Below are 23,568 nucleotides of genomic sequence, written 5' to 3'. Positions count from 1 at the left end.
TCATGGCTGACTATCGCGGGAGAAAAGTCGTCATCATCGGATTAGGCCTGACCGGGCTGTCCTGTGTTGATTTCTTTGTAGCGCAGGGCGTAACGCCACGCGTGATGGATACCCGTATGTCCCCGCCAGGGCTGGATAAGTTGCCTGAGCAGGTAGAGCGTTACGTGGGCGGTATCAACAGTGACTGGCTGTTAGCGGCAGACCTTATCATTGCCAGCCCCGGTATTGCGCTGGCGCATCCGGCGCTGTGTGAAGCTGCGGACGCGGGCATCGAAATCGTCGGTGACATTGAGCTGTTTTGTCGTGAAGCACAGGCACCGATTGTGGCGATTACCGGCTCGAACGGAAAAAGTACGGTCACCACCCTGGTCGGCGAAATGGCGAAGGCGGCAGGCTGGCAGGTAGGCGTGGGTGGCAATATTGGTTTGCCCGCGCTCAGCCTGCTGAAAGCGCCTGCGCAGCTGTATGTGCTGGAGCTCTCCAGCTTTCAGTTGGAAACCACGCACAGCCTGAAAGCCGCCGCCGCCACCATTCTTAACGTGACGGAAGATCATATGGATCGCTATCCGTTAGGTATGCAGCAGTATCGGGCAGCCAAACTGCGTATTTATGAGAACGCCCAGGTTTGTGTGGTGAACGCTGATGATGGCATGACGATGCCGGTGCGCGGCGCTGACGCGCGCTGTGTGAGTTTTGGCATCGATATCGGGGATTATCATCTCAATAAGCAGCAGGGCAGTATCTGGCTCCGGGCCAAAGGGGAGAAGGTGCTAAACACCGATGAAATGACGCTGGTGGGGCAACATAATTACACCAATGCGCTGGCGGCATTAGCGTTGGCAGATGCGGTGGGGTTACCACGATCCACCAGCCTGTCTGCGCTTGCAGCCTATTCCGGCCTGCCACACCGTTTTCAACTGGTTCATGAGAGTCGCGGCGTACGCTGGATTAATGATTCAAAAGCGACCAACGTCGGCAGTACAGAAGCCGCATTAAAAGGCTTGCAGGTTAACGGCACGCTCTGGCTGCTGCTTGGTGGGGATGGCAAATCAGCAGACTTCTCGCCGTTGGCGTCTTATGTTCAGGGCGATCGTATCCGGTTGTTCTGCTTTGGTCGCGATGGTGATGCGCTGGCCGCGCTGCGGCCCGACGTCGCGGTACGCACTGAAACGCTGCAGCAGGCTATGGAACAGATTGCCAGGCAGGTCCAGCCGGGCGATATGGTACTGCTTTCGCCAGCCTGTGCCAGCCTCGATCAGTTTCGCAGTTTTGAGCAGCGCGGTGACGTCTTCGCGCAACTGGCCAGGGAGCTAAGCTGATGCGTATTCCTGGTTCGGGCATTGCGAGTTACCTGTCCAGTCGGTTGAGTAACTGGGTAATGGGGTCGCGCGAAAGCGATGATACCTCGCTGGTGCTCTATGACCGTACGTTGCTCTGGTTAACGCTGGGGTTAGCCGCCATCGGCTTTGTGATGGTGACCTCGGCATCGATGCCGGTAGGTCAGCGTCTGAATGACGATCCGTTCTATTTTGCCAAGCGTGATGCGTTTTATATCGCCCTGGCATTCGGTATGGCGCTGGTTACCCTGCGTGTCCCGATGGATTTCTGGCAGCGTTACAGCAACGTGATGCTGATGGTGTCTGTCGCCATGCTGTTGATTGTTTTAGTCGTGGGTAGCTCGGTCAATGGTGCTTCACGCTGGATTGCGTTAGGCCCGCTACGTATCCAGCCAGCCGAATTATCTAAACTCACGCTCTTCTGCTATCTCGCCAGTTACCTGGTGCGTAAAGTCGAAGAGGTGCGAAATAACTTCTGGGGCTTCTGTAAGCCGATGGGCGTGATGGTCGTGCTGGCTGTACTGCTGCTGGCTCAACCGGACCTCGGGACGGTGGTGGTGCTGTTTGTTACCACGCTGGCGATGCTGTTTCTGGCGGGGGCCAAGCTGTGGCAGTTTCTGGCCATCATCGGCTCCGGCATCTTTGCCGTGGTGCTGTTGATTATCGCCGAGCCATACCGTATGCGCCGCGTCACGTCATTCTGGGACCCATGGGAAGATCCTTTCGGCAGCGGCTACCAGCTTACACAATCGCTGATGGCATTTGGCCGCGGTGAATTCTGGGGCCAGGGGCTGGGGAATTCGGTTCAGAAACTGGAATATCTGCCCGAAGCGCATACCGACTTTATTTTCTCCATTATCGGAGAAGAACTGGGTTACATCGGTGTGGTTTTAGCGCTGTTAATGGTATTCTTCGTCGCTTTTCGCGCAATGTCGATCGGTCGACGCGCGCTTGAACTTGACCAACGTTTTTCGGGCTTCTTAGCCTGTTCAATCGGCGTATGGTTTAGCTTTCAGGCACTGGTCAACGTGGGCGCCGCGGCGGGTATGTTACCGACCAAAGGGCTGACGTTACCGTTAATTAGTTACGGTGGTTCGAGTCTCATCATTATGTCTACAGCCATCGTATTTTTGTTACGTATTGATTATGAAACGCGTCTGGCTAAAGCGCAGGCGTTTACCCGAGGTGGTCGATGAGTGGTAAACGATTGATGGTCATGGCAGGTGGCACCGGTGGACATGTGTTCCCGGGGCTGGCCGTGGCCCATCATCTGAAAGCGCAGGGCTGGGAAGTTCGCTGGTTAGGCACCGCAGATCGTATGGAAGCCGACCTGGTACCCAAGCACGGTATCGACATCGACTTTATCCGTATCAGCGGATTACGCGGCAAGGGCATCAAAGCCCTGTTGCTAGCGCCGGTGCGTATTTTTAACGCCTGGCGTCAGGCTCGCAAGATTATTAAAGCCTGGAAGCCGGACGTCGTGCTGGGCATGGGGGGCTATGTATCGGGCCCGGGTGGCCTGGCTGCCTGGAGTTGTGGTGTCCCTGTCGTGCTGCATGAGCAAAACGGTATTGCCGGACTCACCAACAAGTGGCTGGCAAAAATTGCCACCAAAGTTATGCAGGCATTTCCCGGTGCGTTTCCCCACGCAGAGGTGGTAGGAAACCCGGTGCGTACGGACGTGCTGGCCCTGCCATCACCGACTCAGCGCCTGGCCGGGCGCAGTGGTGCCATCCGTATTCTGGTGGTGGGCGGCAGTCAGGGCGCGCGCGTTCTTAACCAGACGGTGCCCTTGGTTGCGGCAAAACTGGGTGAGCAGATCACCGTCTGGCATCAGACCGGTAAAGGTGCATTGCAGGACGTAGAGCATGCCTATCAGCAGGCAGGTCAGCAGCACAAGGTGACCGAATTTATTGATGATATGGCGGCGGCGTATGCCTGGGCTGATGTAGTGATTTGTCGCTCAGGTGCACTGACGGTGAGTGAAATCGCTGCCGCGGGATTACCGGCCATCTTCGTGCCGTTTCAGCACAAAGATCGTCAGCAGTACTGGAATGCCTTGCCGCTTGAGGGCGCAGGTGCAGCCAAAATTTTTGAGCAGCCGCAGTTTACAGCGGAGGCGGTAGCGGAAACGTTGCGTCACTGGGATCGCCCGACATTACTCGCGATGGCTGAAAAAGCCCATGAGGTGGCGGTACCCGATGCGACCGAACGGGTCGCGCAGGCAGTGGCTCACGCCGCACATTAACGCATCAGGTCAGCCTGGCTGACCCGTGCTCAAACTGAGCACAAACTGAATGAGTAGGTAGGTAATAAAGCGTAATGAATACACAACAACTGGCGAAACTGCGTTCAATCGTGCCCGAGATGCGTCGCGTCCGGCACATTCACTTTGTCGGCATCGGCGGTGCTGGCATGGGCGGTATTGCCGAAGTGTTAGCAAATGAAGGCTACCATATCAGCGGTTCTGATCTGGCGCCGAATCCGGTAACACAAAATCTGATCAAACTGGGCGCAACGATTTACTTTAACCATCGCCCGGAAAACGTAACGGATGCCAGCGTAGTCGTGGTGTCCAGCGCCGTTGCGCAGGACAATCCTGAACTGGTGGCGGCACGCGAGCAACGTATCCCGGTGATTCGTCGCGCGGAGATGCTGGCAGAACTGATGCGCTTTCGTCACGGTATTGCGATTGCCGGCACGCACGGCAAAACCACGACAACAGCCATGGTGTCGAGCATTTACGCAGAAGGTGGCCTGGACCCGACTTTCGTTAACGGGGGGCTGGTTAAAGCGGCAGGCACGCATGCGCGTTTAGGCAGCAGCCGCTATCTGATCGCCGAAGCGGATGAGAGCGATGCGTCATTCCTCCATCTGCAGCCAATGGTCGCTGTCGTCACCAATATCGAAGCGGATCATATGGACACCTATCAGGGAGATTTTGAAAACCTGAAGCAGACGTTCATTAATTTCCTGCACAATTTGCCGTTCTACGGCCGCGCAGTCATGTGCGTCGATGATGCCGTGATTCGTGACCTGCTTCCTCGCGTAGGCCGCCAGATTACGACCTATGGCTTCAGTGACGATGCTGACTTCCGCATCGAAGACTTTGAACAGCGTGGTGCACAGGTGCACTTTAGCCTGATTCGTCAGGACAAGGCGCCGTTACAGATCACCCTGAACGCGCCGGGTCGGCACAATGCATTAAACGCAGCAGCGGCCGTAGCCGTTGCCAGCGAAGAAGGGATTGAAGACAGCGCCATTCTGGCGGCGCTGGAAAGCTTTCAGGGAACCGGCCGTCGTTTCGACCAGTTGGGCGAGTTTTCTACCGAACCGGTCAACGGTCAGCCTGGCACCGCCATGCTGGTGGATGATTATGGTCATCATCCCACGGAAGTGGACGCTACCATCAAAGCGGCGCGCGCGGGTTGGCCTGATAAAAAACTGGCGATGGTGTTTCAGCCGCACCGTTACACGCGAACCCGTGACCTGTTTGATGATTTTGCCAACGTGCTGTCTCAGGTTGACGTTTTGCTGATGCTGGATGTGTACGCGGCAGGTGAAACGCCCATTCCTGGCGCGGACAGCCGTGCACTGTGCCGTGCCATTCGTAACCGTGGCAAGGTCGATCCTATTCTGGTGCCGGAGCATGATTCGCTCGTTGAAATGCTGGCACCTTTGCTGTCAGGTAACGATCTGATTCTGGTTCAGGGTGCAGGAAACGTAGGTAAAGTGGCGCGTAAACTGGCCGACTGCAAATTGCAGCCAGAGCGCAAAGTGGAGGGCCGTCATGCCTAAAGTTGCCGTTTTAATGGGCGGCACGTCAGCCGAGCGCGACGTGTCCCTGATGTCCGGCGGTGCCGTGCTGGCCGGCTTACGCGAAGCAGGTATTGACGCACAGGGTATTGATACCCGCGACGTTTCAGTGCTGGATTTAACTGCACAAGGTTTTGAAAGGGTGTTTATCGCCCTGCACGGTCGTGGCGGTGAAGACGGCACGCTTCAGGCGGTGCTGGAGTTCCTGCAGTTGCCCTATACCGGCAGCGGCGTGATGGCCTCGGCCGTGACCATGGACAAACTGCGCACCAAGCTGCTGTGGCAGGGCAGGGGACTGCCGGCAGGTAAATTTGTCTGGATCACGCGTGAACAGATGCAGGCCGGTCTGGATACGGCCACCAAGACGGCGATTAGCGCGCTAGGTTTACCGCTGTTCGTTAAACCGAGCAGCGAAGGGTCCAGTGTTGGGATCAGCCGCGTGAATCAGCAGAGCGATCTGACCGCAGCACTGGAAGAAGCATTTCGCCACGACGATAACGTGCTGGTTGAGGCGTTTCTGAGCGGTGAGGAATATACCGTTGGCATTCTGGGCGAGCAGATTCTGCCAGCCATAAAAATAAAGACCGCCAGCGAGTTCTATGACTATGAAGCTAAATACATTTCTGACGATACTCAGTACTTCTGTCCAGCCGGACTGAGTGCAGAGCGTGAGGCAGAATTACAACAGCTGGTTTGGTCTGCCTGGCGTGCACTGGGGTGCAGTGGCTGGGGACGCGTTGATGTCATGACCGATGGTGAAGGACACTTCCAGCTGTTGGAAGCGAACACGTCACCCGGTATGACCAGCCACAGCTTAGTGCCGATGGCAGCAAAGCAGGCTGGCCTGACGTTTTCTCAGTTAGTCGTACGCATTCTGGAACTGGCCGACTGATATGTCACAGGCGGCGATGAACGTACGTAACCGTGAGGCGCAGGAGCGGGCACGCAACGGTCGCAGTAACGGTGCCCGGCTCTTCGGCATCGTGTTTCTGCTGATGGTGATGGGCGTAATGATTGCGGGTGGCTTAGTGGTGCTGAAGTGGATGAACGATGCCTCTCGGTTGCCGCTGTCAAAGCTGGTGGTGACGGGACAACTGCATTACACCACTCACGACGATATTCGCCAGGCGATTTTGTCGTTAGGTTCACCCGGTACCTTTATGTCGCAGGATGTGAACATCATCCAGCAGCAGATAGAACGATTGCCATGGATAAAGCAGGTCAGCGTGCGTAAGCAGTGGCCGGATGAACTGAAAATCCATCTGGTGGAATATACGCCGGTGGCGCGCTGGAACGACTCTCACATGGTTGACAGCGACGGCGTGTCATTCAGCGTACCGGCTAACCATATGGGTAAAGAAACGCTGCCGATGTTATACGGTCCAGAAGGCAGTGAAAAAGAGGTGCTGGCGGGTTATCACAGTATGGATGACGTGCTGAAAGCCAGGAAGTTTACCCTGAAGGTGGCGTCGATGACGGCGCGGCGTTCATGGCAGTTAGTGACCAGCGATGATGTACGTATTGAGCTGGGTCGTACCGATACCATGAAGCGTCTGAATCGTTTTATTGAGCTCTATCCGGTGCTGCTGCAGCAAGGTCAGAATGAACACAAGCGCATCAACTCGGTTGATTTACGCTATGACTCTGGCGCTTCTGTTGGCTGGACACCGATAGTGATGGAGCCACAGGACAGTAATCAGCAACAAAACCAGGCACAGGCTAAACAACAATGATCAAGGCAACGGACAGAAAACTGGTAGTTGGACTCGAAATCGGCACTGCGAAGGTCGCCGCCCTGGTTGGGGAAATTCTGCCTGATGGTATGGTCAATATTATTGGGGTCGGCAGTTGCCCGTCCCGCGGTATGGATAAAGGCGGCGTAAACGATCTTGAGTCGGTGGTGAAATGCGTACAGCGCGCCATCGATCAGGCTGAGTTGATGGCGGATTGTCAGATCTCCTCCGTTTACCTTGCATTATCGGGCAAACATATCAGTTGTCAGAACGAAATCGGGATGGTTCCGATTTCCGAAGAGGAAGTGACTCAGGATGATGTAGAGAACGTGGTGCATACGGCCAAGTCAGTGCGCGTTCGTGACGAGCATCGCATTCTGCACGTTATTCCTCAGGAATATGCCATCGACTATCAGGAAGGCATTAAAAATCCGGTTGGTCTGTCAGGTGTGCGCATGCAGGCAAAGGTGCATTTGATCACCTGTCACAACGACATGGCAAAAAATATTGTCAAAGCCGTTGAACGTTGTGGCCTCAAAGTTGACCAACTGATTTTTGCCGGTCTGGCATCCAGCTTTGCGGTCCTGACCGAAGACGAACGCGAACTGGGCGTTTGTGTGGTGGATATTGGTGGCGGCACAATGGATATCGCCGTCTATACGGGCGGCGCATTACGTCATACTAAGGTTATTCCTTATGCTGGCAATGTGGTCACCAGTGATATTGCCTACGCATTTGGTACGCCGCCCACCGATGCGGAAGCCATCAAAGTGCGACACGGCTGTGCACTCGGGTCGATCGTCGGAAAAGACGAAAACGTTGAAGTGCCAAGCGTGGGCGGACGTCCGCCACGTAGCCTGCAACGTCAGACGCTGGCCGAGGTGATCGAGCCACGTTACACAGAGCTTTTAAATCTGGTCAATGACGAGATTTTGCAGTTACAAGAGCAGCTTCGCCAGCAGGGCGTTAAACACCATCTTGCAGCAGGGATTGTGTTAACCGGCGGCGCGGCGCAGATTGAAGGATTGGCCGCCTGTGCGCAGCGCGTATTTCATACGCAGGTGCGCATTGGACAGCCGCTAAACATCACGGGTCTGACGGACTACGCGCAGGAGTCTTACTATTCCACTGCGGTGGGGCTGTTGCACTACGGTAAAGAGTCACACCTGAACGGTGACGCAGAGGCTGAAAAGCGCGTTTCCGTGGGTAACTGGTTTAAACGTATTAATAGTTGGTTAAAAAAAGAGTTTTAATTTTTGTAAAAGGGGATCATGCTGTTTTCTTTAGTGATCTCCAGGCGACAGGCACATAACGGAGAGAAATCATGTTTGAACCTATGGAATTAACCAATGACGCGGTGATTAAAGTCATCGGCGTCGGCGGTGGCGGTGGCAACGCCGTAGAGCACATGGTACGCGAGCGTATCGAAGGTGTGGAATTCTTCGCTGTGAATACCGACGCTCAGGCGTTGCGTAAGACAGCGGTCGGCCAGACCATCCAGATTGGTAATAACATTACCAAGGGGCTGGGAGCGGGTGCTAACCCGGAAGTAGGCCGTAACTCTGCAGAAGAAGATCGCGAAGCACTGCGTTCTGCGCTGGAAGGGGCAGACATGGTGTTCATCGCAGCAGGTATGGGTGGCGGTACTGGTACCGGCGCAGCGCCTGTTGTGGCTGAAGTGGCCAAAGATTTAGGTATTTTGACCGTCGCGGTTGTGACCAAGCCTTTTAATTTTGAAGGTAAGAAGCGCATGGCGTTTGCTGAGCAGGGTATCGCTGAGCTGTCCAAGCACGTGGATTCACTGATTACCATTCCTAACGACAAGCTGTTAAAAGTCCTTGGACGTGGTATTTCCCTGCTCGATGCTTTTGGCGCGGCTAACGACGTGCTGAAAGGCGCCGTACAGGGTATCGCCGAGCTGATTACTCGTCCTGGCCTGATGAACGTGGACTTCGCTGACGTGCGTACCGTAATGTCAGAAATGGGTTACGCAATGATGGGTTCTGGCGTGGCCTGTGGTGAAGACCGTGCAGAAGAAGCCGCTGAGATGGCGATCTCCAGCCCACTGCTGGAAGATATCGATCTCTCTGGTGCGCGCGGCGTGCTGGTCAACATTACTGCGGGCTTTGACCTGCGTCTGGATGAGTTTGAAACCGTGGGTAACACTATCCGCGCCTTCGCCTCAGACAACGCAACCGTCGTGATTGGTACCTCGCTGGACCCAGAAATGAATGACGAACTGCGCGTCACTGTGGTGGCAACCGGTATTGGCATGGATAAGCGTCCAGAGATCACCCTGGTCACTAACAAACCAGCCAGTCAGCCTGTGATGGATCATCGTTACCAGCAGCACGGTATGTCTCCGCTGCCGCAGGAGCAAAAACCTGCCGCTAAAGTGGTGAACGATCAGAGTGCACAGTCTAACAAAGAGCCAGATTACCTTGATATTCCGGCATTTTTGCGTAAGCAGGCCGACTAGGAATAACCCTATAATTGGGATTTCCCGCTCTTTGTGCTAAAGTGTTCGCCCGCTGGTAACGTATACTGGCGGTCGGAAAGCGATATTGCGAGATAATAACGATGATCAAACAAAGGACATTAAAACGTATTGTTCAGGCGACAGGTGTCGGTTTACATACCGGCAAGAAAGTCAGTCTGACCCTGCGCCCTGCGCCGGCTAATACCGGGGTCATCTATCGTCGCACTGACTTGAATCCACCGGTTGATTTTCCGGCTGATGCAAAATACGTGCGCGACACCATGCTGAGCACCTGCCTGGTGAACGATGAAGGCGTGCGTATTTCGACAGTTGAACACTTAAATGCCGCACTGGCAGGTCTTGGCATCGATAACATCATTGTCGAAGTTGATGCGCCAGAAATCCCGATTATGGACGGCAGTGCAGCGCCTTTCATCTATCTGCTGATGGATGCAGGTATCGAGCAGCTCAGCAGCGCCAAGAAATTTGTGCGTGTTAAGCAGACTGTGCGTGTTGAAGACGGTGACAAATGGGCAGAGATCAAACCTTATAACGGTTTCTCGCTTGATTTCACTATCGATTTCAAACACCCGGCTATCGATTCCAGCTCTCAGCGCTACCAGATGAAATTCTCTGCCGAAGCGTTTGTTCGTCAGATTAGCCGTGCACGTACTTTTGGCTTCATGCGTGAAATCGAATATCTGCAGTCTAAAGGCCTGTGCCTGGGCGGTAGTTTAGATTGTGCGATTGGCCTTGATGATTTCCGCGTGCTTAATGAAGAAGGCCTGCGTTTTGAAGACGAGTTCGTGCGTCACAAAATGCTGGATGCTATCGGCGATCTGTTTATGTGTGGCCACAATATTATTGGCGCGTTCACCGCGTTCAAATCAGGCCATGCGCTGAACAACAAACTGCTGCAGGCCGTTTTGGCTAAGCAGGAAGCCTGGGAATGGGCAACCTTCGAAGACGAAGCTGAATTGCCACTGGCGTTCAAAGCACCAAATTTGGTTCTGGCTTAAATCCGTTCAGAACGTAAAACGGCTGGCTATGCTGACACTCTCTCCGGTCAGTGGCACCAGCCGTTTTTTATTGCCTCGCTGTTAATCTCCGCCTGTTGCGATAGCATTCCCACGTCAAAGCAAACAATTGCTGAATTGCTGCACAATCGCGCGCGATTTCTCCCGTTGTTGCGCTAATCCCAGGTGTCGCCGCGCCACATTAGTGTTACTATCTCTGGCGCTTTTACAGGCTGCATGCTGCTGAAAACCGCGGTGAATAATTAAAATGTTATGCGCAATGGAACAATTGTGATCGGAATCCTTCTACGCTGGCGACAATTAGGTAGACGCTATTTCTGGCCTCATTTCCTTCTCGGAATGGTGGCGGCCAGTCTTGGCTTGCCAGCGTGTGCGCAAACGGCTGAACTTAATACCGCATCAGAATCTTCCGCCAGTAGCCTGTTTATCGGCAATGCCGTTCGTTTTGACCATTTGATTCGTCTTCAGGAAGCCTCGCGACGTCCCAGTTTCTCGGTTGACTACTGGCACCAGCACGCCATCCGCACGGTTATCCGCCATCTCTCTTTCACGTTAACGCCGCAGGCGCAGGCGGAAGAGCAGGTGCATCCGCTGGCCGCACAAAAGCTGGCGTTGATTGATTCACTTCATGCATTATTAACCTCCCAGGCGGCACAACCCAGCATCCCGGTTCGTGTCTCCTCGCAACCCCTTCCTGCCGCTCCGACACAGACGCGTTCTGACGGACATGGCAAAGTGCACGGTATCCGTGCCGGACCCGCTTTATTGTTCTGCTAATCTCTTTGTTTTTAATCCCATTTAGATTTCGCAGTCCGGACTCTCCGGCTGAATTGAGAATATATTTATTATGTTAATCAAAATGTTGACCAAGGTTTTTGGTAGCAGCAACGATCGTACTTTGCGCCGCATGCGTAAAAACGTTGATATCATCAACAAGATGGAGCCCGAGTTCGAGGTGCTCTCCGATGACGAGCTGAAAGCCAAAACGGTACTCTTCCGTGAGCGCCTGAAAAAAGGTGAATCACTGGAAAGCCTTATCCCCGAAGCCTTTGCAACCGTGCGTGAAGCCAGTAAACGTGTGTTTGGCATGCGTCACTTTGACGTGCAGCTGATTGGCGGCATGGTGCTGAATAACCGCTGTATCGCAGAGATGCGTACCGGTGAAGGTAAAACCCTGACGGCAACCCTGCCAGCCTATTTGAATGCCTTAACCGGCCAGGGCGTACACGTTGTCACCGTCAACGACTATCTGGCCCAGCGTGATGCGGAAAATAACCGTCCGTTGTTTGAGTTTCTTGGCCTGAGCGTCGGGATCAACATGTCTGGCCTGCCTTCTGTCGCCAAACGCGAAGCCTATGCAGCAGACATCACCTACGGTACCAACAACGAGTACGGCTTTGACTATCTGCGTGACAACATGGCGTTCAGTCCAGAAGAGCGCGTACAGCGTAAGCTGCACTATGCGCTGGTGGATGAAGTTGACTCCATCCTGATTGATGAAGCGCGTACGCCGCTGATCATTTCTGGTCCGGCCGAAGACAGCTCAGAACTTTACACCAAAGTGAATAAAATCATTCCTCATTTGATTCGCCAGGAAAAGGAAGATTCAGACAACTTCCAGGGCGAAGGCGACTATTGGGTCGATGAGAAGGCGCGTCAGGCGCACATGAGCGAGCGCGGACTGGTAAAAGTAGAAGAACTGCTGGTAAGTCAGGGCATTATGGTGGAAGGGGAATCACTTTATTCACCGACCAATATTATGCTGATGCACCATGTTACTGCGGCACTTCGCGCCCATGCGCTGTTCACGCGCGATGTCGACTACATTGTAAAAGATGATGAAGTCGTCATTGTCGACGAACATACAGGTCGTACGATGCAGGGTCGTCGCTGGTCTGACGGTCTGCATCAGGCGATTGAAGCCAAAGAAGGCGTTGAGATTCAGAACGAAAACCAGACCCTGGCTTCTATCACCTTCCAGAACTACTTCCGCCTTTATGACAAGCTGGCGGGGATGACCGGTACAGCTGATACCGAAGCGTTTGAGTTCAGCTCCATCTACAAACTCGATACCATTGTTGTGCCGACCAACCGTCCTATGGTGCGTAAAGATCTTGCCGATCTGGTTTATATGACCGAGAAAGAGAAGATCGATGCCATCATTGAAGACATCCGCGAGCGTACGGCCAACGGACAGCCTGTGTTGGTCGGTACGATTTCGATTGAAAAATCAGAAGTGGTATCAAACGAACTGACGCGCGCCGGCATTAAACACAATGTCTTGAATGCGAAGTTCCATGCCCGTGAAGCGGATATCGTGGCGCAGGCCGGTCAACCGGGTGCTGTCACTATCGCCACTAACATGGCGGGCCGTGGTACGGATATCATGCTGGGCGGTAGCTGGCACGCAGAAGTTGCCGAGCTTGAAAACCCATCAGATGCGCAAATCGAAGAGATTAAAGCCGCCTGGCAGATTCGCCATGATGCGGTGCTGGCTTCGGGCGGTCTGCATATCGTGGGTACTGAACGTCACGAATCGCGTCGTATTGATAACCAGCTACGTGGTCGTGCGGGTCGTCAGGGTGACGCCGGTTCTTCACGCTTCTACCTGTCCATGGAAGATGCGCTGATGCGTATCTTTGCCTCGGATCGTGTTTCCAACATGATGCGCAAACTGGGAATGAAACCTGGCGAGGCCATTGAGCATCCGTGGGTGACCAAAGCCATTGCCAACGCGCAGCGTAAAGTGGAAAGCCGTAACTTCGATATTCGTAAGCAACTGCTGGAATATGATGACGTGGCCAACGATCAGCGTCGTGCTATCTATAGCCAGCGTAATGAACTCCTTGATGTGTCTGATGTGTCAGAAACCATCAACAGTATTCGCGAAGACGTCTATAAATCCATTATCGACAGCTATATTCCGCCTCAGTCGCTGGAAGAAATGTGGGATGTGCCGGGCCTTGAAGAGCGCCTGCGTAACGATTTCGATCTGGATCTGCCGATTAGCGAATGGCTGGACAAAGAACCGGATCTGCATGAAGAGACGCTGCGTGAACGTATCATGACGCACGCCGCCGAGAGTTATGCGGAAAAAGAAGAGATCGTCGGCGCGGAAATGATGCGCAACTTTGAGAAAGGCGTCATGCTGCAAACGCTGGACTCGTTGTGGAAAGAGCACCTGGCCGCAATGGATTATCTGCGTCAGGGCATCCACTTACGTGGATATGCACAAAAAGATCCTAAGCAGGAATATAAGCGTGAATCGTTCGCCATGTTTGCCGCGATGCTGGAAACGCTTAAGTACGAAGTGATCAGTACCCTGAGCAAAGTACAGGTTCGTATGCCGGAAGAAGTCGAAGCGATGGAGCAACAACGTCGTGAAGAGGCCGAGCGCCTGGCACAACAACAGCAGTTGAGCCATGCCAGCGAAGAAATCCTGGCGGCGGAGTCCGTTGCGCAGCAGGGCGGCGAGCGTAAAGTGGGCCGTAACGATCCTTGCCCGTGCGGTTCAGGTAAAAAATACAAACAGTGTCACGGTCGTCTGGCCTGATCACGTTGTTGACTAGTCCTGGCATAGGTTGACACTTTTTTATCTTTTAAAACGCCTGATGTACCTCATCAGGCGTTTTGTATTTTAATGACAGATGAGGACGCTGGCTGTTATAGATCCTGACTGACTCACTGACCATCCTGCCTGCCTGCACCACGTCTGCCGGACGCGTAATCAGTAATTCATTTTTCAGTATGCCGTTAACCCTTTCTGCCAGCGTATTCTGATAGCAGTCGTAGCCGTCCGTCATTGAACAGACAAGACCGTGTTTTTTATGCACTGACTGATACATTGCCGAACAGTACTGAAGTCCGCGATCTGAGTGGTGGATCAGGCGGCCCTTTCCCTGCCGCTCCCTCAGTGCCATTTGCAGCGCCTTAATAACGTGTTCCGTATGCAGACTTTCATGAACATGATACCCCACGATTTTTCGTGAGAAAGCGTCCGTTACCAGACTGATGTAGGCCATACCTGTCCTTACCGGAAGCCAGGTGATGTCGGCAACCCATACCTGCTCCGGACCGGAGATAACCGTCTGCTCCGGCCCCGCTTTCAGCAGATTCGGATGCCTGTAAAAATGATGACGGCTGTTCGTTGTTTTATGATAAGCCCTTGCCGGATGAACCAGTAACCGGGCTTCCCGCAGCACAGCGAACAGACTGTCCCGCCCGATATGCAATGCGGCATCTTCCCGCTCGTTAAGAATATGCTGCAGTTTCCGGGTACCCAGTCGGGGCTGCTGTAACCTGATAAGTCTGACTTCCTCAGTAATGCGATGTGCCTTTTCAGACCTGCGCATTTCACGCCGGCATCCCTGATACCAGGCCTGACGGCTTATCTTTAAATACCGGCAGACCCTGACGACAGTCAGCTTCAGGGATTGTGTCTGTGCTTTCGCGATAAGGACGCTAACTGCTTCTTTGTGAGTGTGGCACCGAATTCGGTGTTCATCACCTTCACGACAGCTTCAAAAAACTGCGCTTTAACTTCGGATTCAGCCAGTTGCTGCTCAAGTTCTTTGATTCGTTGTTCAGGTGTGAGGGGGAGAGATTTTGTCATGTTTCCTCCACGGGTGGTGCGCTGCCGGGATGACTGCCAGTCCAGATGACCGTATTTACGTAACCACATGAGCACGGTGGAACATCCCTGGATGCCGTAGCGTTCCTGAGCCTGGCGGTAAGTCATCTCGCCTTTTTCAACCTGCTCCACGACTGCCAGCTTAAAGGACAGAGAGTAATCCCGCTGAGTGCGTTTAACATACTGTTTCATCACATTCTCCTCAAAACCAGTGGAAAATGTGTCAACGCTATTCAGGACGGGACATGTGGAACTAAAAAGGAGCCAATGGCTCCTTTTTTTGCCTTTCAGTTTGCTATTCGAACGCCTGAGCGGTTAACAACCTGCTTAACATGTTTTAGAATCAGCCCTCTTTCACTCACTCTCCGGGATATTTTCATGAAGCACCTGCAGGTTGCGGTCGGCATCATTCGCAATGCCAGTAAACAGATTTTTCTTGCCCAGCGTGCGGCGTCCTCGTATATGGCCAATAAGTGGGAATTCCCCGGCGGGAAAATTGAAGCAGGTGAGAGCGCCGAGCAAGGATTAGTGCGCGAACTGTTAGAAGAAACCGGTATTGAAGTGACGCAGGCGCGCGCTATTGGCACGAAAGATCATACCTACGACGATCTGCGCGTAACGCTGCATTTTTTCCTGGTGGAAGGCTGGAAAGGTGAGCCCTGGGGCAAAGAGGGACAACCGCAACGTTGGGTCGAACAACATGCGCTGGTCGCCGAAGAGTTTCCGGCAGCGAATCATGAGCTGATAGCTCGTCTGGTGGCGGACGAACTGTAATACGGTGGGGCAATCACGCCCCACGGTTTCACTCAGCGGTCTTCTTCGCTCCAGTTATCACTGTCATTCAAATCATCGCTGCTGGGAATGCGCTTTTCTTCTGCTGCCCACTCGCCCAGATCGATTAACTGACAGCGTTTACTACAAAATGGCCGCCACGGGCTGAGTTCATCCCAGATCACTGTTTTACCGCACTGCGGGCATTCCACCGTCATTATCTCTTCCTGCATTTTCACCTTTAACAACAGGCCAGTTGGAAGTTAAGGCGCGCTGGCACTTCGCCATGCTCGCTGTCCAATGGCATAAAACGTATCGCAAAACGGCTTTTATGGCCCGAAACCTGGGGATACAGAGCATCCTCCATTTCCAGCTGCAGTCGCAATAAATCCGCGCCTTCAGCATTATCCTGATAAAACCCATTCAAACTGGTTTGTAAACGGTAGGTTCCCGACTGGCGAATCAAATCAAGCAGCATCGCCAGGGTACTGTGCAACGGGATAAGGGTTTCCATCCAGCGTGTCACCTGCGCGTCGCGCGTCGCCCGGGGCAAATGCAGCCAGATATGCAGGCCGGGTAAATCAAAGCTACAGCATCCGCCGGGAATGCTGAGTCGTTGGCGAACCAGGGCGATAAGACGATCTTCTCGCAATGGCTGTCCCATACGAGGCGCGCTGTTAAGCAGAACAGATTGCGCTTTCAGCTTGTCACGTAATGCATCCACCACGGACATATCTACGCCGGGCACATCGGCCCATGCACGCAGTTTCGCTTGCTGGCGTTCAAGCTCTTTCAGCAATTCGGTGCGCATATCGCCACGCTCGAAGATATCCAGCAGTTCTCCAATCAGGCGGAAAAAAGTCAGTGCCGTAGCGGTGTTTTCCAACGGCATAATGTCATGCAACTGGTCGATCAAAAATTCCACGCGCAGCCAGGTACGCATTTTTTCATTCAGTGGATGTTCAAACAGAACGACTGTACTCATGGGTTAATCCTGTTTCGCTGCCGCAAGCTTCAGATAAAGCTGATGGAGTTGGGCAACCTGGGGCAGCGCATTTTCAGGTGCGCCACTGTTATCAATAATATCGTCCGCACAGGCGAGACGCTGTTGACGCGTGGCCTGTGCCGCAAGAATACGTTTAGCCTGATCGGGAGAGACATTGTCGCGCTGCAGCGTGCGTTTAAGCTGCGTCTCTTCATCGGTATCGACGACCAGCACGCGATCGGCCTGCCGCTGCAGCTGATTTTCAACCAGCAAAGGCACCACCCACAAAACATAGGGCGAAACGGCCTGCGCTTTAAGCTGCTGGGTGCGTGCATTGATCAGAGGGTGAAGCAGCGCGTCTAACCAGCGTTTTTCATCGGGCGTGGCAAAAATGATCTCTCTTAAACGTGAGCGATGTAGTGCGCCCTGTTCGTTCACAATAGCGTCGCCATAGCGAGCGATAATAGCCTGAAGAGCGGGCGTGCCTGGCTCGACGACTTCACGAGCAATGACATCCGCATCAATGATATCGACACCTGACGCAGCAAAATACTCGGCAATGGTACTTTTGCCGCTGCCAATTCCGCCAGTCAGCGCCACAGTGTAGGGGGAATCTCTCACACAAACTCTCTTAGTCGCTCAGTATCACGCCGGTCACGCGTCATCACAGGATAAATATGCGCGCTGGGTCACAACAAAAATACGCAGTTGAATTTAATGGATTGTAGCGTAAATAAAGTGAAATTCGCAGTCTTGTTGCGGCTGGAATGGCGCGTATCATGAGATCGCGGGAACCGTGATGGCTTCATGCACGACAGTTTATAACCTCTTACCAGGACAGGATGTATGCGCATTGAAGAAGATTTGAAACTGGGATTTAAAGATGTATTGATTCGCCCCAAGCGCTCAACGCTGAAAAGCCGTTCTCAGGTTGAGCTGGATCGCAGCTTTACCTTTAAGCATTCCGGTCTTAGCTGGAGCGGTGTGCCGGTTATCGCCGCCAATATGGATACCGTTGGCACCTTTCTGATGGCGGAGGCGCTGGCCGGTTTTAATATTCTGACGGCTGTGCATAAGCATTACAGCGTAGAGGAATGGCGGACATTCGTGCAACGCGTACCGAGTGCAGTGCTGAAGTATGTGATGGTTTCTACCGGGACCTCGGATGCCGATCTCAATAAACTGATCGCGATTATGGCGATCTCCGACGAGTTGCAGTTCATCTGCATCGACGTCGCCAATGGCTATTCTGAACACTTTGTCGATTTCCTGAAGCGCGCCCGGGAAACCTTCCCTGGTAAAACGATCTGTGCAGGGAACGTCGTGACCGGCGAGATGGTGGAAGAGTTAATCCTGTCTGGTGCAGACATCGTTAAGGTCGGCATTGGGCCCGGCTCGGTGTGCACCACGCGCGTCAAAACCGGCGTAGGCTATCCACAGCTCTCTGCGGTCATTGAGTGCGCCGATGCGGCCCATGGCCTGAGCGGGCAAATTGTCAGCGACGGGGGGTGTAGCGTACCGGGCGATATCGCGAAAGCCTTTGGCGGCGGAGCAGATTTCGTCATGCTGGGGGGTATGCTGGCCGCGCATGATGAGTGTGAGGGCCGGATCGTCGAAGAAAATGGCGAGCGTTTCATGCTGTTTTACGGCATGAGTTCAGAGTCGGCAATGAAACGTCATGCCGGTAGCGTCGCAGAATACCGTGCGGCAGAGGGAAAAACGGTGAAGCTGCCGTTACGCGGGCCGGTGGAGGAAACCCTTCGTGACATTCTCGGCGGTCTCCGTTCTGCCTGTACGTATGTTGGCGCTGAGCGTCTGAAAGAGTTAACCAAACGCACGACCTTTATCCGGGTAGCCGAGCAGGAGAACCGAACCTTTACCCGTTAAGGCAACCTGTTGTGCATGCAGTAAGGGTGAGGCTGCGCCTTTACTGCATCGCTTCTCCTAATCCAAACACGGGTAAGTACATGGCAATCACCAATGTGCCCACAATGCCGCCAATTACTACCATCATGATGGGTTCCAGCGAGGCTGCAAGATTATCAGCACGCGTCAGCGTCTGTCCTTCATGCCATTCAGCCAGACGTACCAGCATCACATCCAGTGCGCCTGCTTCTTCACCTACGCGAATCAACTGACTGCAGAGCGGGCTAAATAAGGGATGATTATTCAGCGCCTGGTGCAGAGGATTGCCCTGAGCAATATGATGCTGAAGTGCCTCGATAGCTTCCCGCCACAGCAGCGAGGAGAGCGTGACCTTCGCCGCCTCAAGCCCTTGCAGCAGCGTCAGTCCTGCCTGCTGCGTCAACTGCAAAACACTGTAGATTTGTGTCAGTTGACTTCCCCGCCATAGTCCGGCGATCACGGGAATGCGCAGCAAAGCTCGCTGCTCGCGACGCTGCCAGTTTTCAGCGTGCCGACGCCACTGTTGCCCTCCCATGGCCAGCAGAATAACCAACCCGGTTAACGGTAATCCCCATGCCTGCAATATCTCAGAGAGCGTAATAACAGCAGCGGTGAAAGCAGGTAAGGGGGCGTCAAAGGAGGCATACACCGAAACAAACTCCGGCAAGACAAACAGCAGCATGCCGCAGGTGACAGCCAGCGCGACAGCCAGGATAAACAGCGGATAACGCAGCGCTTTAATCACCTTGTCCCGTAAATGTTGCTGGCGTGTTTGCTGCTGTGCCAGTTGTTCGCAGCAGATGTCCAACTGGCCGGTCAGCTCACCGACCTCCATCAGGGCGGGATAAAGTGGCGGAAATATTTGCGGCCACTGACGCAAGGCGTGGGAAAAGGGCTCGCCTGCTAACACGTGATGTTGCAAAGCCAGCATCAGGGCACGCCAGGCTGCCTGAGGATGCCCTTCAGCAAGGAGGCTCAGGCTCTGTGACAGAGGAAGGCCCGCCTTAAGCAGCGTGGCGAGCTGGCGAATCAAATCGATTTTATGCTGCCACTTCCAGTCACTTCGGCGTATCACTTTTTCCCGTTTCCAGCTCACGGGCAGTAAATGACGTTGCGCCAGATCAGAAAACAGCCTGTCGCAGTCAGGTGCAAGGTGGTGGCCTGTTTGCAACCTTCCGCTGCTGTCTACCGCATGCCAGCGATACAAACAGAGGCTAGTCATTATCCAGTCCGATCACGCGCTGCATCTCTTCCAGCGAGGTTTCACCGCGGCTGACGGCTTCCAGACCGGATGTCATCAGGGTGCGCATGCCCTGCTGTTTGGCCAGGTCCAGTAAGCCCTCGACCGGCATTTCGGCGGCGATGGCGTTTTGTAACTTTGCCGTAACGGGCAGTAATTCAAATAAGGCCAGCCGACCAAAATAACCCGAAAAGCAGTGATCGCAACCCGGTGCTCGCCAGGTTTGTAAGGTACCAGGCCAGAGTGACGCAGGAAAGTGGGCCACCGCCTGCGCCGGTTCGCGGCAGCGAGGGCACAAGCGTCTTACCAGCCGTTGTGCAACGATCAGGCGGAGTGCCGAACCCAGCAGATAGCCCGGAATGCCCATTTGACGTAAGCGAGTCAACGTTTCCGCCGTCGAGTTGGTGTGCAGGGTCGAGAGAACCAGATGACCGGTTTGCGCTGCCTTAACGGCAATTTCCGCCGTCTCACCATCACGTATTTCACCCACCATGATGACGTCAGGATCCTGGCGAAGCAGAGCGCGTAACACGCGGTTGAAATCAAGGCCATACTTTGGATTAATCTGGGTCTGGTTGATACCCGGAAGCGGGATCTCAACAGGATCTTCCACGCTGCAAAGGTTCTTATCCGGCTGGTTGATGGCGCTCAGCCCGCTATAAAGCGTAAAGGTTTTGCCGCTACCGGTTGGGCCTGTTACCAGAATCAACCCTTGCGGCTGCATCAGTGATGAGGTCAGCAGGCGTAGCTGCGCGGCAGGCAGTCCCAGCTTATCCAGTGACAACGCGGCGCCTTCACTCTGCAGCAGGCGTACCACGGCTTTTTCGCCGCCCTGAATGGGCAAGGTTGAGAGCCGAAAAGAGGCCGACCTGCCGTCAATATCACAACTAAATTGCCCATCCTGAGGCAGGCGCCGTTCGGCAATATCCAGACCGGCCAGAATTTTCAGCCGCGCCAGCAGTGCAGCCGGTTGCGTATCACACTGCGGGGGCAGGGGATGCAGGACCCCGTCAATGCGCAGGCGAATACGCAAGCCGTTCTGGTAAGGTTCGATATGAATATCCGACGCACGACGCAGTGTAGCCTGGCGCAAAAGCTGACTGGCGGCATCAATCGTCGATTCCCCTGGCGCTTTTTCTTTTGCCATTAGCGGTTTATTCGTCGATTCAAACTGTTCCAGTCGGGCCTGTGGCCAGCATTCCACTTCGGTTTTACACGGGCTGGCAAACTGTAAGGCTTCAAGCAGGCCCGCCGGAATGCTTTCGGCAACGGCAAGGCGTAAGTGGGTCGTATTGTGATCGAGGACAATCGCTCGGTAGCGCTGGCAGATCAGCCTAATCGCATCATCAGGTTTTTGCATATGCGCCTCCCCGATCGGCAAAGCGGAATTGTTCCTGACAGTTATCACGCAGAGTCGTGTTATTGCTGGTACAGGTGCGCTGCCACACGATGGTGCCTTGGGTGCTGTCCCATACGGGGAGCATCTCAACGCTTAATCCGTTAAGGCTTTCCTGCCCGGTCAGGGTAATCATGCCGTTGACCACGGTGATGGCCGACACATAACGCGATGTGGTTCCCTGCGGAATACCGCGTTGCCCGGCCTGGCACTGATCAGGACCGCCGCGCTCAATGGCACACAGTTCAACGGCTGTCTTAAAGGGCACCATCGTTTGCAACATGTCGGTTAGCGCGGCGCGCTGCAGATAGTTTTGATAAGCAGGCAGCCCAATAGCGCTGAGAATTGCCACGATGCCAACCACAATCATTAATTCAACCAGCGTGAAACCACGTTGATAGATCATTCCATTGCCTCCTGTGTAAGAAGGCCGCAGTGTAAAAAGCCTGTGGCGGCGATAACAGCAGCAGATCAGGAGAGTGGAAAAGCGCAGGCAGGAAAGAAAGCGGATTACAGCAATACAGCTTAAACAGTGGAAGAAACTGCACAAAACAGGCCGTGCCAGTGGCACGGCGAAAACGATTAGCTCGCTTGAAAGCGCATGGAAAGATCGAGGGCACGCACATGTTTAGTCAGTGCACCGACGGAAATATAGTCCACACCGGTCTGGGCGATTTGGCGGAGTGTCGTATCAGTGACATTGCCGGAGACCTCCAGCAGCGCGCGACCTGCCGTTACCGTCACCGCTTCGCGCATCTCATCCAGCGTAAAGTTGTCCAGCATGATGATATCGGCTGCCGCCTCAAGGGCTTCCTGTAGCTCCTTTAACGACTCGACTTCCACTTCCACCGGGACATCCGGATAGAGCCAAAAGGCTTTTTCCACCGCCTGGCGAATCGATCCACTGGCAATAATATGGTTCTCTTTAATTAAAAAAGCATCAGACAGCCCAAGGCGGTGATTGCTGCCCCCGCCGCACAGTACGGCATACTTTAAGGCCGTACGCAGCCCCGGTACGGTTTTACGCGTATCCAGAAGCTGTGTCTGTGTGCCTTCCAGCAGCGCGACATAGCGGCTGACTTCAGTGGCCACGCCCGACAGCGTTTGCACAAAGTTTAGGGCAGTACGCTCGGCAGTGAGCAGCAGGCGAGCGGGGCCCTCAATGTCAAACAACCGCTGATCCGCGATAAGGGGTTGTCCATCTTCAACATGCCAGGTCAGTGCGTCATAGGTACCCAACTGGTTAAAGACCTCTTCCACCCAGCGTTTACCACAAAAAACACCGGCTTCGCGGGTAATGACCTGGGCATGGGCCCGGCTTTCGGCAGGCAACAGCTGCGCGGTAATATCCCGATCGCTGTCTATCTCACCGCCAAGATCTTCCTGTAATGCGCGTGCAACCGTTTCAGGAATATCATTTTCAATACGTTCAAGCAGCGCCTTGTGGCGACTGTCAGGATCATAGCGACGCACAGACATAGCGTTCAGCTCCAGCAAAAGTCAGATAACAGTGTGATTACCATATCCTGAATAATACAGCGGTGCCAGTCCTGGACGGTGTTTTGTTTAGTATACTTAACAAAACAGTGTCGGCGCCTGGGTCGCGGCGCATTTTGGCGCAATAATTCCTTAGAATTCATGTTATTCTCAAACCGATTCCGCGATGAGAAACCAGTATGAAATTAGAAAAAGGATGGCTGACCGGTGTGCGACAGGTGCCGTCACCGCACTATAATGCGCGGCCGCATAACGAAGCACCTTCTCTTCTGGTTATTCATAATATTAGCCTGCCGCCGGGTGAATATGGCGGCCCGTGGATTGATAAACTGTTCACGGGCACACTGCCTTCAGACGCCCATCCTTACTTTGCTGATATCGCCCATTTACGCGTCGCAGCACACTGCTTAATTCGGCGTGATGGCGAGATTGTGCAGTATGTGCCCTTTGACCAGCGCGCCTGGCACGCGGGGATATCGCAGTTTGAAGGACGGGAAAACTGCAACGATTTTTCCATTGGCATTGAGCTGGAAGGAACGGATGTTGAGCCCTATACCGAAGCGCAATACCAGGCTCTGCATCAGATCACGCAAATCTTGATGCAGCACTATCCGATAACGCCTGCCCGCATTACCGGACACAGTGATATCGCACCGGAGCGTAAAACCGATCCCGGCCCGGCGTTTGACTGGACCTATTATCAGCAGCGGTTACAGCAACGAAAATCATGATTTATCTGGAG

Annotated in this window: 22 protein-coding genes; 14 read left to right on the top strand and 8 right to left on the bottom strand. The window is 53.9% G+C overall.

Annotated features, from left to right (window positions below; genetic code table 11):
- Window positions 1-2 precede the first annotated feature (2 nt).
- The 11 genes from murD to secA all read left to right on the top strand — a co-directional run bounded on the left by murD (window position 3) and on the right by secA (window position 13,955).
- A complete protein-coding gene (murD, locus tag QNH99_RS18040; RefSeq protein WP_256853048.1) occupies window positions 3-1,319 on the top strand; it encodes a UDP-N-acetylmuramoyl-L-alanine--D-glutamate ligase in 1,317 nt (438 codons plus the stop codon).
- A complete protein-coding gene (gene ftsW, locus QNH99_RS18035) occupies window positions 1,319-2,533 on the top strand; it encodes a cell division protein FtsW (protein WP_063878403.1) in 1,215 nt (404 codons plus the stop codon). Before murD ends, ftsW begins: the two co-directional genes overlap by 1 nt.
- On the top strand, window positions 2,530-3,585 hold the full coding sequence (gene murG, locus QNH99_RS18030) for an undecaprenyldiphospho-muramoylpentapeptide beta-N-acetylglucosaminyltransferase (protein WP_109716540.1): 1,056 nt from the start codon (window positions 2,530-2,532) through the stop codon (window positions 3,583-3,585). Before ftsW ends, murG begins: the two co-directional genes overlap by 4 nt.
- Window positions 3,586-3,659: 74 nt before the next feature.
- Window positions 3,660-5,135: a UDP-N-acetylmuramate--L-alanine ligase gene (murC, locus tag QNH99_RS18025; protein ID WP_109716539.1), complete on the top strand. Its 1,476-nt coding sequence runs from the start codon at window positions 3,660-3,662 to the stop codon at window positions 5,133-5,135.
- Entirely contained in the window at window positions 5,128-6,045 is a 918-nt protein-coding gene (locus QNH99_RS18020; protein WP_410517004.1) for a D-alanine--D-alanine ligase, read from the top strand. Before murC ends, QNH99_RS18020 begins: the two co-directional genes overlap by 8 nt.
- Window position 6,046: 1 nt before the next feature.
- Complete coding sequence (ftsQ, locus tag QNH99_RS18015; protein WP_063878407.1) at window positions 6,047-6,886, top strand: cell division protein FtsQ; 840 nt, start codon at window positions 6,047-6,049, stop codon at window positions 6,884-6,886.
- Window positions 6,883-8,139, top strand: a complete 1,257-nt coding sequence (gene ftsA / locus QNH99_RS18010) for a cell division protein FtsA (RefSeq protein WP_063878408.1) — start codon at window positions 6,883-6,885, stop codon at window positions 8,137-8,139. The genes ftsQ and ftsA overlap by 4 nt, the downstream gene beginning before the upstream one ends.
- Window positions 8,140-8,210: 71 nt before the next feature.
- Window positions 8,211-9,365 carry a cell division protein FtsZ gene (gene ftsZ / locus QNH99_RS18005; protein ID WP_013024618.1) on the top strand — a complete coding sequence of 385 codons (1,155 nt, stop codon included), beginning with the start codon at window positions 8,211-8,213 and terminating at the stop codon, window positions 9,363-9,365.
- A 101-nt stretch (window positions 9,366-9,466) separates the two neighbouring features.
- Window positions 9,467-10,384 (top strand): UDP-3-O-acyl-N-acetylglucosamine deacetylase, encoded by a 918-nt coding sequence (gene lpxC / locus QNH99_RS18000; RefSeq protein WP_063878409.1) that lies wholly within the window; start codon window positions 9,467-9,469, stop codon window positions 10,382-10,384.
- 288 nt (window positions 10,385-10,672) lie between these two features.
- The gene (gene secM, locus QNH99_RS17995) at window positions 10,673-11,179 is read left to right on the top strand and encodes a secA translation cis-regulator SecM (RefSeq protein WP_241567497.1); all 507 of its coding nucleotides are present in this window, start codon (window positions 10,673-10,675) and stop codon (window positions 11,177-11,179) included.
- Window positions 11,180-11,249: 70 nt separating this feature from the next.
- The gene (gene secA, locus QNH99_RS17990) at window positions 11,250-13,955 is read left to right on the top strand and encodes a preprotein translocase subunit SecA (RefSeq protein WP_063878411.1); all 2,706 of its coding nucleotides are present in this window, start codon (window positions 11,250-11,252) and stop codon (window positions 13,953-13,955) included.
- Between the two features lie 46 nt (window positions 13,956-14,001).
- On the opposite strand, the gene QNH99_RS17985 is transcribed toward secA, so the two are convergent.
- A protein-coding gene (locus QNH99_RS17985) for an IS3 family transposase (protein WP_410517003.1) occupies window positions 14,002-15,224 on the bottom strand; the annotation gives its coding sequence in 2 pieces (ribosomal slippage) (window positions 14,002-14,877 and window positions 14,880-15,224; 1,221 coding nt in all).
- 186 nt (window positions 15,225-15,410) lie between these two features.
- Between QNH99_RS17985 and mutT the strand changes: the two genes are divergently transcribed.
- Window positions 15,411-15,806, top strand: a complete 396-nt coding sequence (gene mutT / locus QNH99_RS17980; RefSeq protein WP_063878412.1) for an 8-oxo-dGTP diphosphatase MutT — start codon at window positions 15,411-15,413, stop codon at window positions 15,804-15,806.
- A gap of 32 nt (window positions 15,807-15,838) precedes the next feature.
- On the opposite strand, the gene yacG is transcribed toward mutT, so the two are convergent.
- From yacG to coaE, 3 genes are read right to left on the bottom strand one after another with little or no spacing between them, the layout of a single operon-like run.
- A complete protein-coding gene (yacG, locus tag QNH99_RS17975) occupies window positions 15,839-16,036 on the bottom strand; it encodes a DNA gyrase inhibitor YacG (RefSeq protein WP_063878413.1) in 198 nt (65 codons plus the stop codon).
- A gap of 8 nt (window positions 16,037-16,044) precedes the next feature.
- Window positions 16,045-16,788 carry a cell division protein ZapD gene (gene zapD / locus QNH99_RS17970; protein WP_410517002.1) on the bottom strand — a complete coding sequence of 248 codons (744 nt, stop codon included), beginning with the start codon at window positions 16,786-16,788 and terminating at the stop codon, window positions 16,045-16,047.
- A gap of 3 nt (window positions 16,789-16,791) precedes the next feature.
- Window positions 16,792-17,409, bottom strand: a complete 618-nt coding sequence (gene coaE / locus QNH99_RS17965; protein ID WP_109718227.1) for a dephospho-CoA kinase — start codon at window positions 17,407-17,409, stop codon at window positions 16,792-16,794.
- Window positions 17,410-17,634: 225 nt separating this feature from the next.
- On the opposite strand from coaE, the gene QNH99_RS17960 reads away from it, so the two are divergent.
- Entirely contained in the window at window positions 17,635-18,675 is a 1,041-nt protein-coding gene (locus QNH99_RS17960) for a GMP reductase (protein ID WP_063878416.1), read from the top strand.
- A 40-nt stretch (window positions 18,676-18,715) separates the two neighbouring features.
- On the opposite strand, the gene hofC is transcribed toward QNH99_RS17960, so the two are convergent.
- From hofC to nadC, 4 genes are all read right to left on the bottom strand, one after another.
- Complete coding sequence (gene hofC, locus QNH99_RS17955; protein ID WP_410517001.1) at window positions 18,716-19,915, bottom strand: protein transport protein HofC; 1,200 nt, start codon at window positions 19,913-19,915, stop codon at window positions 18,716-18,718.
- Entirely contained in the window at window positions 19,908-21,293 is a 1,386-nt protein-coding gene (gspE, locus tag QNH99_RS17950) for a type II secretion system protein GspE (RefSeq protein ID WP_283349662.1), read from the bottom strand. The genes hofC and gspE overlap by 8 nt, the downstream gene beginning before the upstream one ends.
- A complete protein-coding gene (gene ppdD, locus QNH99_RS17945; RefSeq protein ID WP_063878419.1) occupies window positions 21,280-21,735 on the bottom strand; it encodes a prepilin peptidase-dependent pilin in 456 nt (151 codons plus the stop codon). The genes gspE and ppdD overlap by 14 nt, the downstream gene beginning before the upstream one ends.
- Before the next feature lie 176 nt (window positions 21,736-21,911).
- A complete protein-coding gene (gene nadC / locus QNH99_RS17940; RefSeq protein WP_283349661.1) occupies window positions 21,912-22,808 on the bottom strand; it encodes a carboxylating nicotinate-nucleotide diphosphorylase in 897 nt (298 codons plus the stop codon).
- Window positions 22,809-23,005: 197 nt separating this feature from the next.
- On the opposite strand from nadC, the gene ampD reads away from it, so the two are divergent.
- Window positions 23,006-23,557 (top strand): 1,6-anhydro-N-acetylmuramyl-L-alanine amidase AmpD, encoded by a 552-nt coding sequence (gene ampD / locus QNH99_RS17935; protein ID WP_096012070.1) that lies wholly within the window; start codon window positions 23,006-23,008, stop codon window positions 23,555-23,557.
- The last annotated feature ends 11 nt before the right edge of the window (window positions 23,558-23,568 follow it).

This window comes from Pantoea allii, from assembly GCF_046529425.1.
In the GTDB taxonomy this organism is placed as follows: Bacteria; Pseudomonadota; Gammaproteobacteria; order Enterobacterales; family Enterobacteriaceae; genus Pantoea; species Pantoea allii.
Note: the sequence above shows the minus strand (reverse complement) of the source record. Positions and strands in the feature narration are given on the sequence as shown.

Bases quoted from the DNA above. Each gene is read 5' to 3' on its own strand.
- nadC (WP_283349661.1), bottom strand. From the start codon at position 22,808: ATGTCTGTGCGTCGCTATGATCCTGACAGTCGCCACAAGGCGCTGCTT.
- secA (WP_063878411.1), top strand. From the start codon at position 11,250: ATGTTAATCAAAATGTTGACCAAGGTTTTTGGTAGCAGCAACGATCGT.
- QNH99_RS18020 (WP_410517004.1), top strand. From the start codon at position 5,128: ATGCCTAAAGTTGCCGTTTTAATGGGCGGCACGTCAGCCGAGCGCGAC.
- murD (WP_256853048.1), top strand. From the start codon at position 3: ATGGCTGACTATCGCGGGAGAAAAGTCGTCATCATCGGATTAGGCCTG.
- QNH99_RS17960 (WP_063878416.1), top strand. From the start codon at position 17,635: ATGCGCATTGAAGAAGATTTGAAACTGGGATTTAAAGATGTATTGATT.
- ftsQ (WP_063878407.1), top strand. From the start codon at position 6,047: ATGTCACAGGCGGCGATGAACGTACGTAACCGTGAGGCGCAGGAGCGG.
- ftsW (WP_063878403.1), top strand. From the start codon at position 1,319: ATGCGTATTCCTGGTTCGGGCATTGCGAGTTACCTGTCCAGTCGGTTG.
- ppdD (WP_063878419.1), bottom strand. From the start codon at position 21,735: ATGATCTATCAACGTGGTTTCACGCTGGTTGAATTAATGATTGTGGTT.
- ftsZ (WP_013024618.1), top strand. From the start codon at position 8,211: ATGTTTGAACCTATGGAATTAACCAATGACGCGGTGATTAAAGTCATC.
- ampD (WP_096012070.1), top strand. From the start codon at position 23,006: ATGAAATTAGAAAAAGGATGGCTGACCGGTGTGCGACAGGTGCCGTCA.
- murG (WP_109716540.1), top strand. From the start codon at position 2,530: ATGAGTGGTAAACGATTGATGGTCATGGCAGGTGGCACCGGTGGACAT.
- murC (WP_109716539.1), top strand. From the start codon at position 3,660: ATGAATACACAACAACTGGCGAAACTGCGTTCAATCGTGCCCGAGATG.
- hofC (WP_410517001.1), bottom strand. From the start codon at position 19,915: ATGACTAGCCTCTGTTTGTATCGCTGGCATGCGGTAGACAGCAGCGGA.
- zapD (WP_410517002.1), bottom strand. From the start codon at position 16,788: ATGAGTACAGTCGTTCTGTTTGAACATCCACTGAATGAAAAAATGCGT.
- mutT (WP_063878412.1), top strand. From the start codon at position 15,411: ATGAAGCACCTGCAGGTTGCGGTCGGCATCATTCGCAATGCCAGTAAA.
- yacG (WP_063878413.1), bottom strand. From the start codon at position 16,036: ATGCAGGAAGAGATAATGACGGTGGAATGCCCGCAGTGCGGTAAAACA.
- gspE (WP_283349662.1), bottom strand. From the start codon at position 21,293: ATGCAAAAACCTGATGATGCGATTAGGCTGATCTGCCAGCGCTACCGA.
- lpxC (WP_063878409.1), top strand. From the start codon at position 9,467: ATGATCAAACAAAGGACATTAAAACGTATTGTTCAGGCGACAGGTGTC.
- ftsA (WP_063878408.1), top strand. From the start codon at position 6,883: ATGATCAAGGCAACGGACAGAAAACTGGTAGTTGGACTCGAAATCGGC.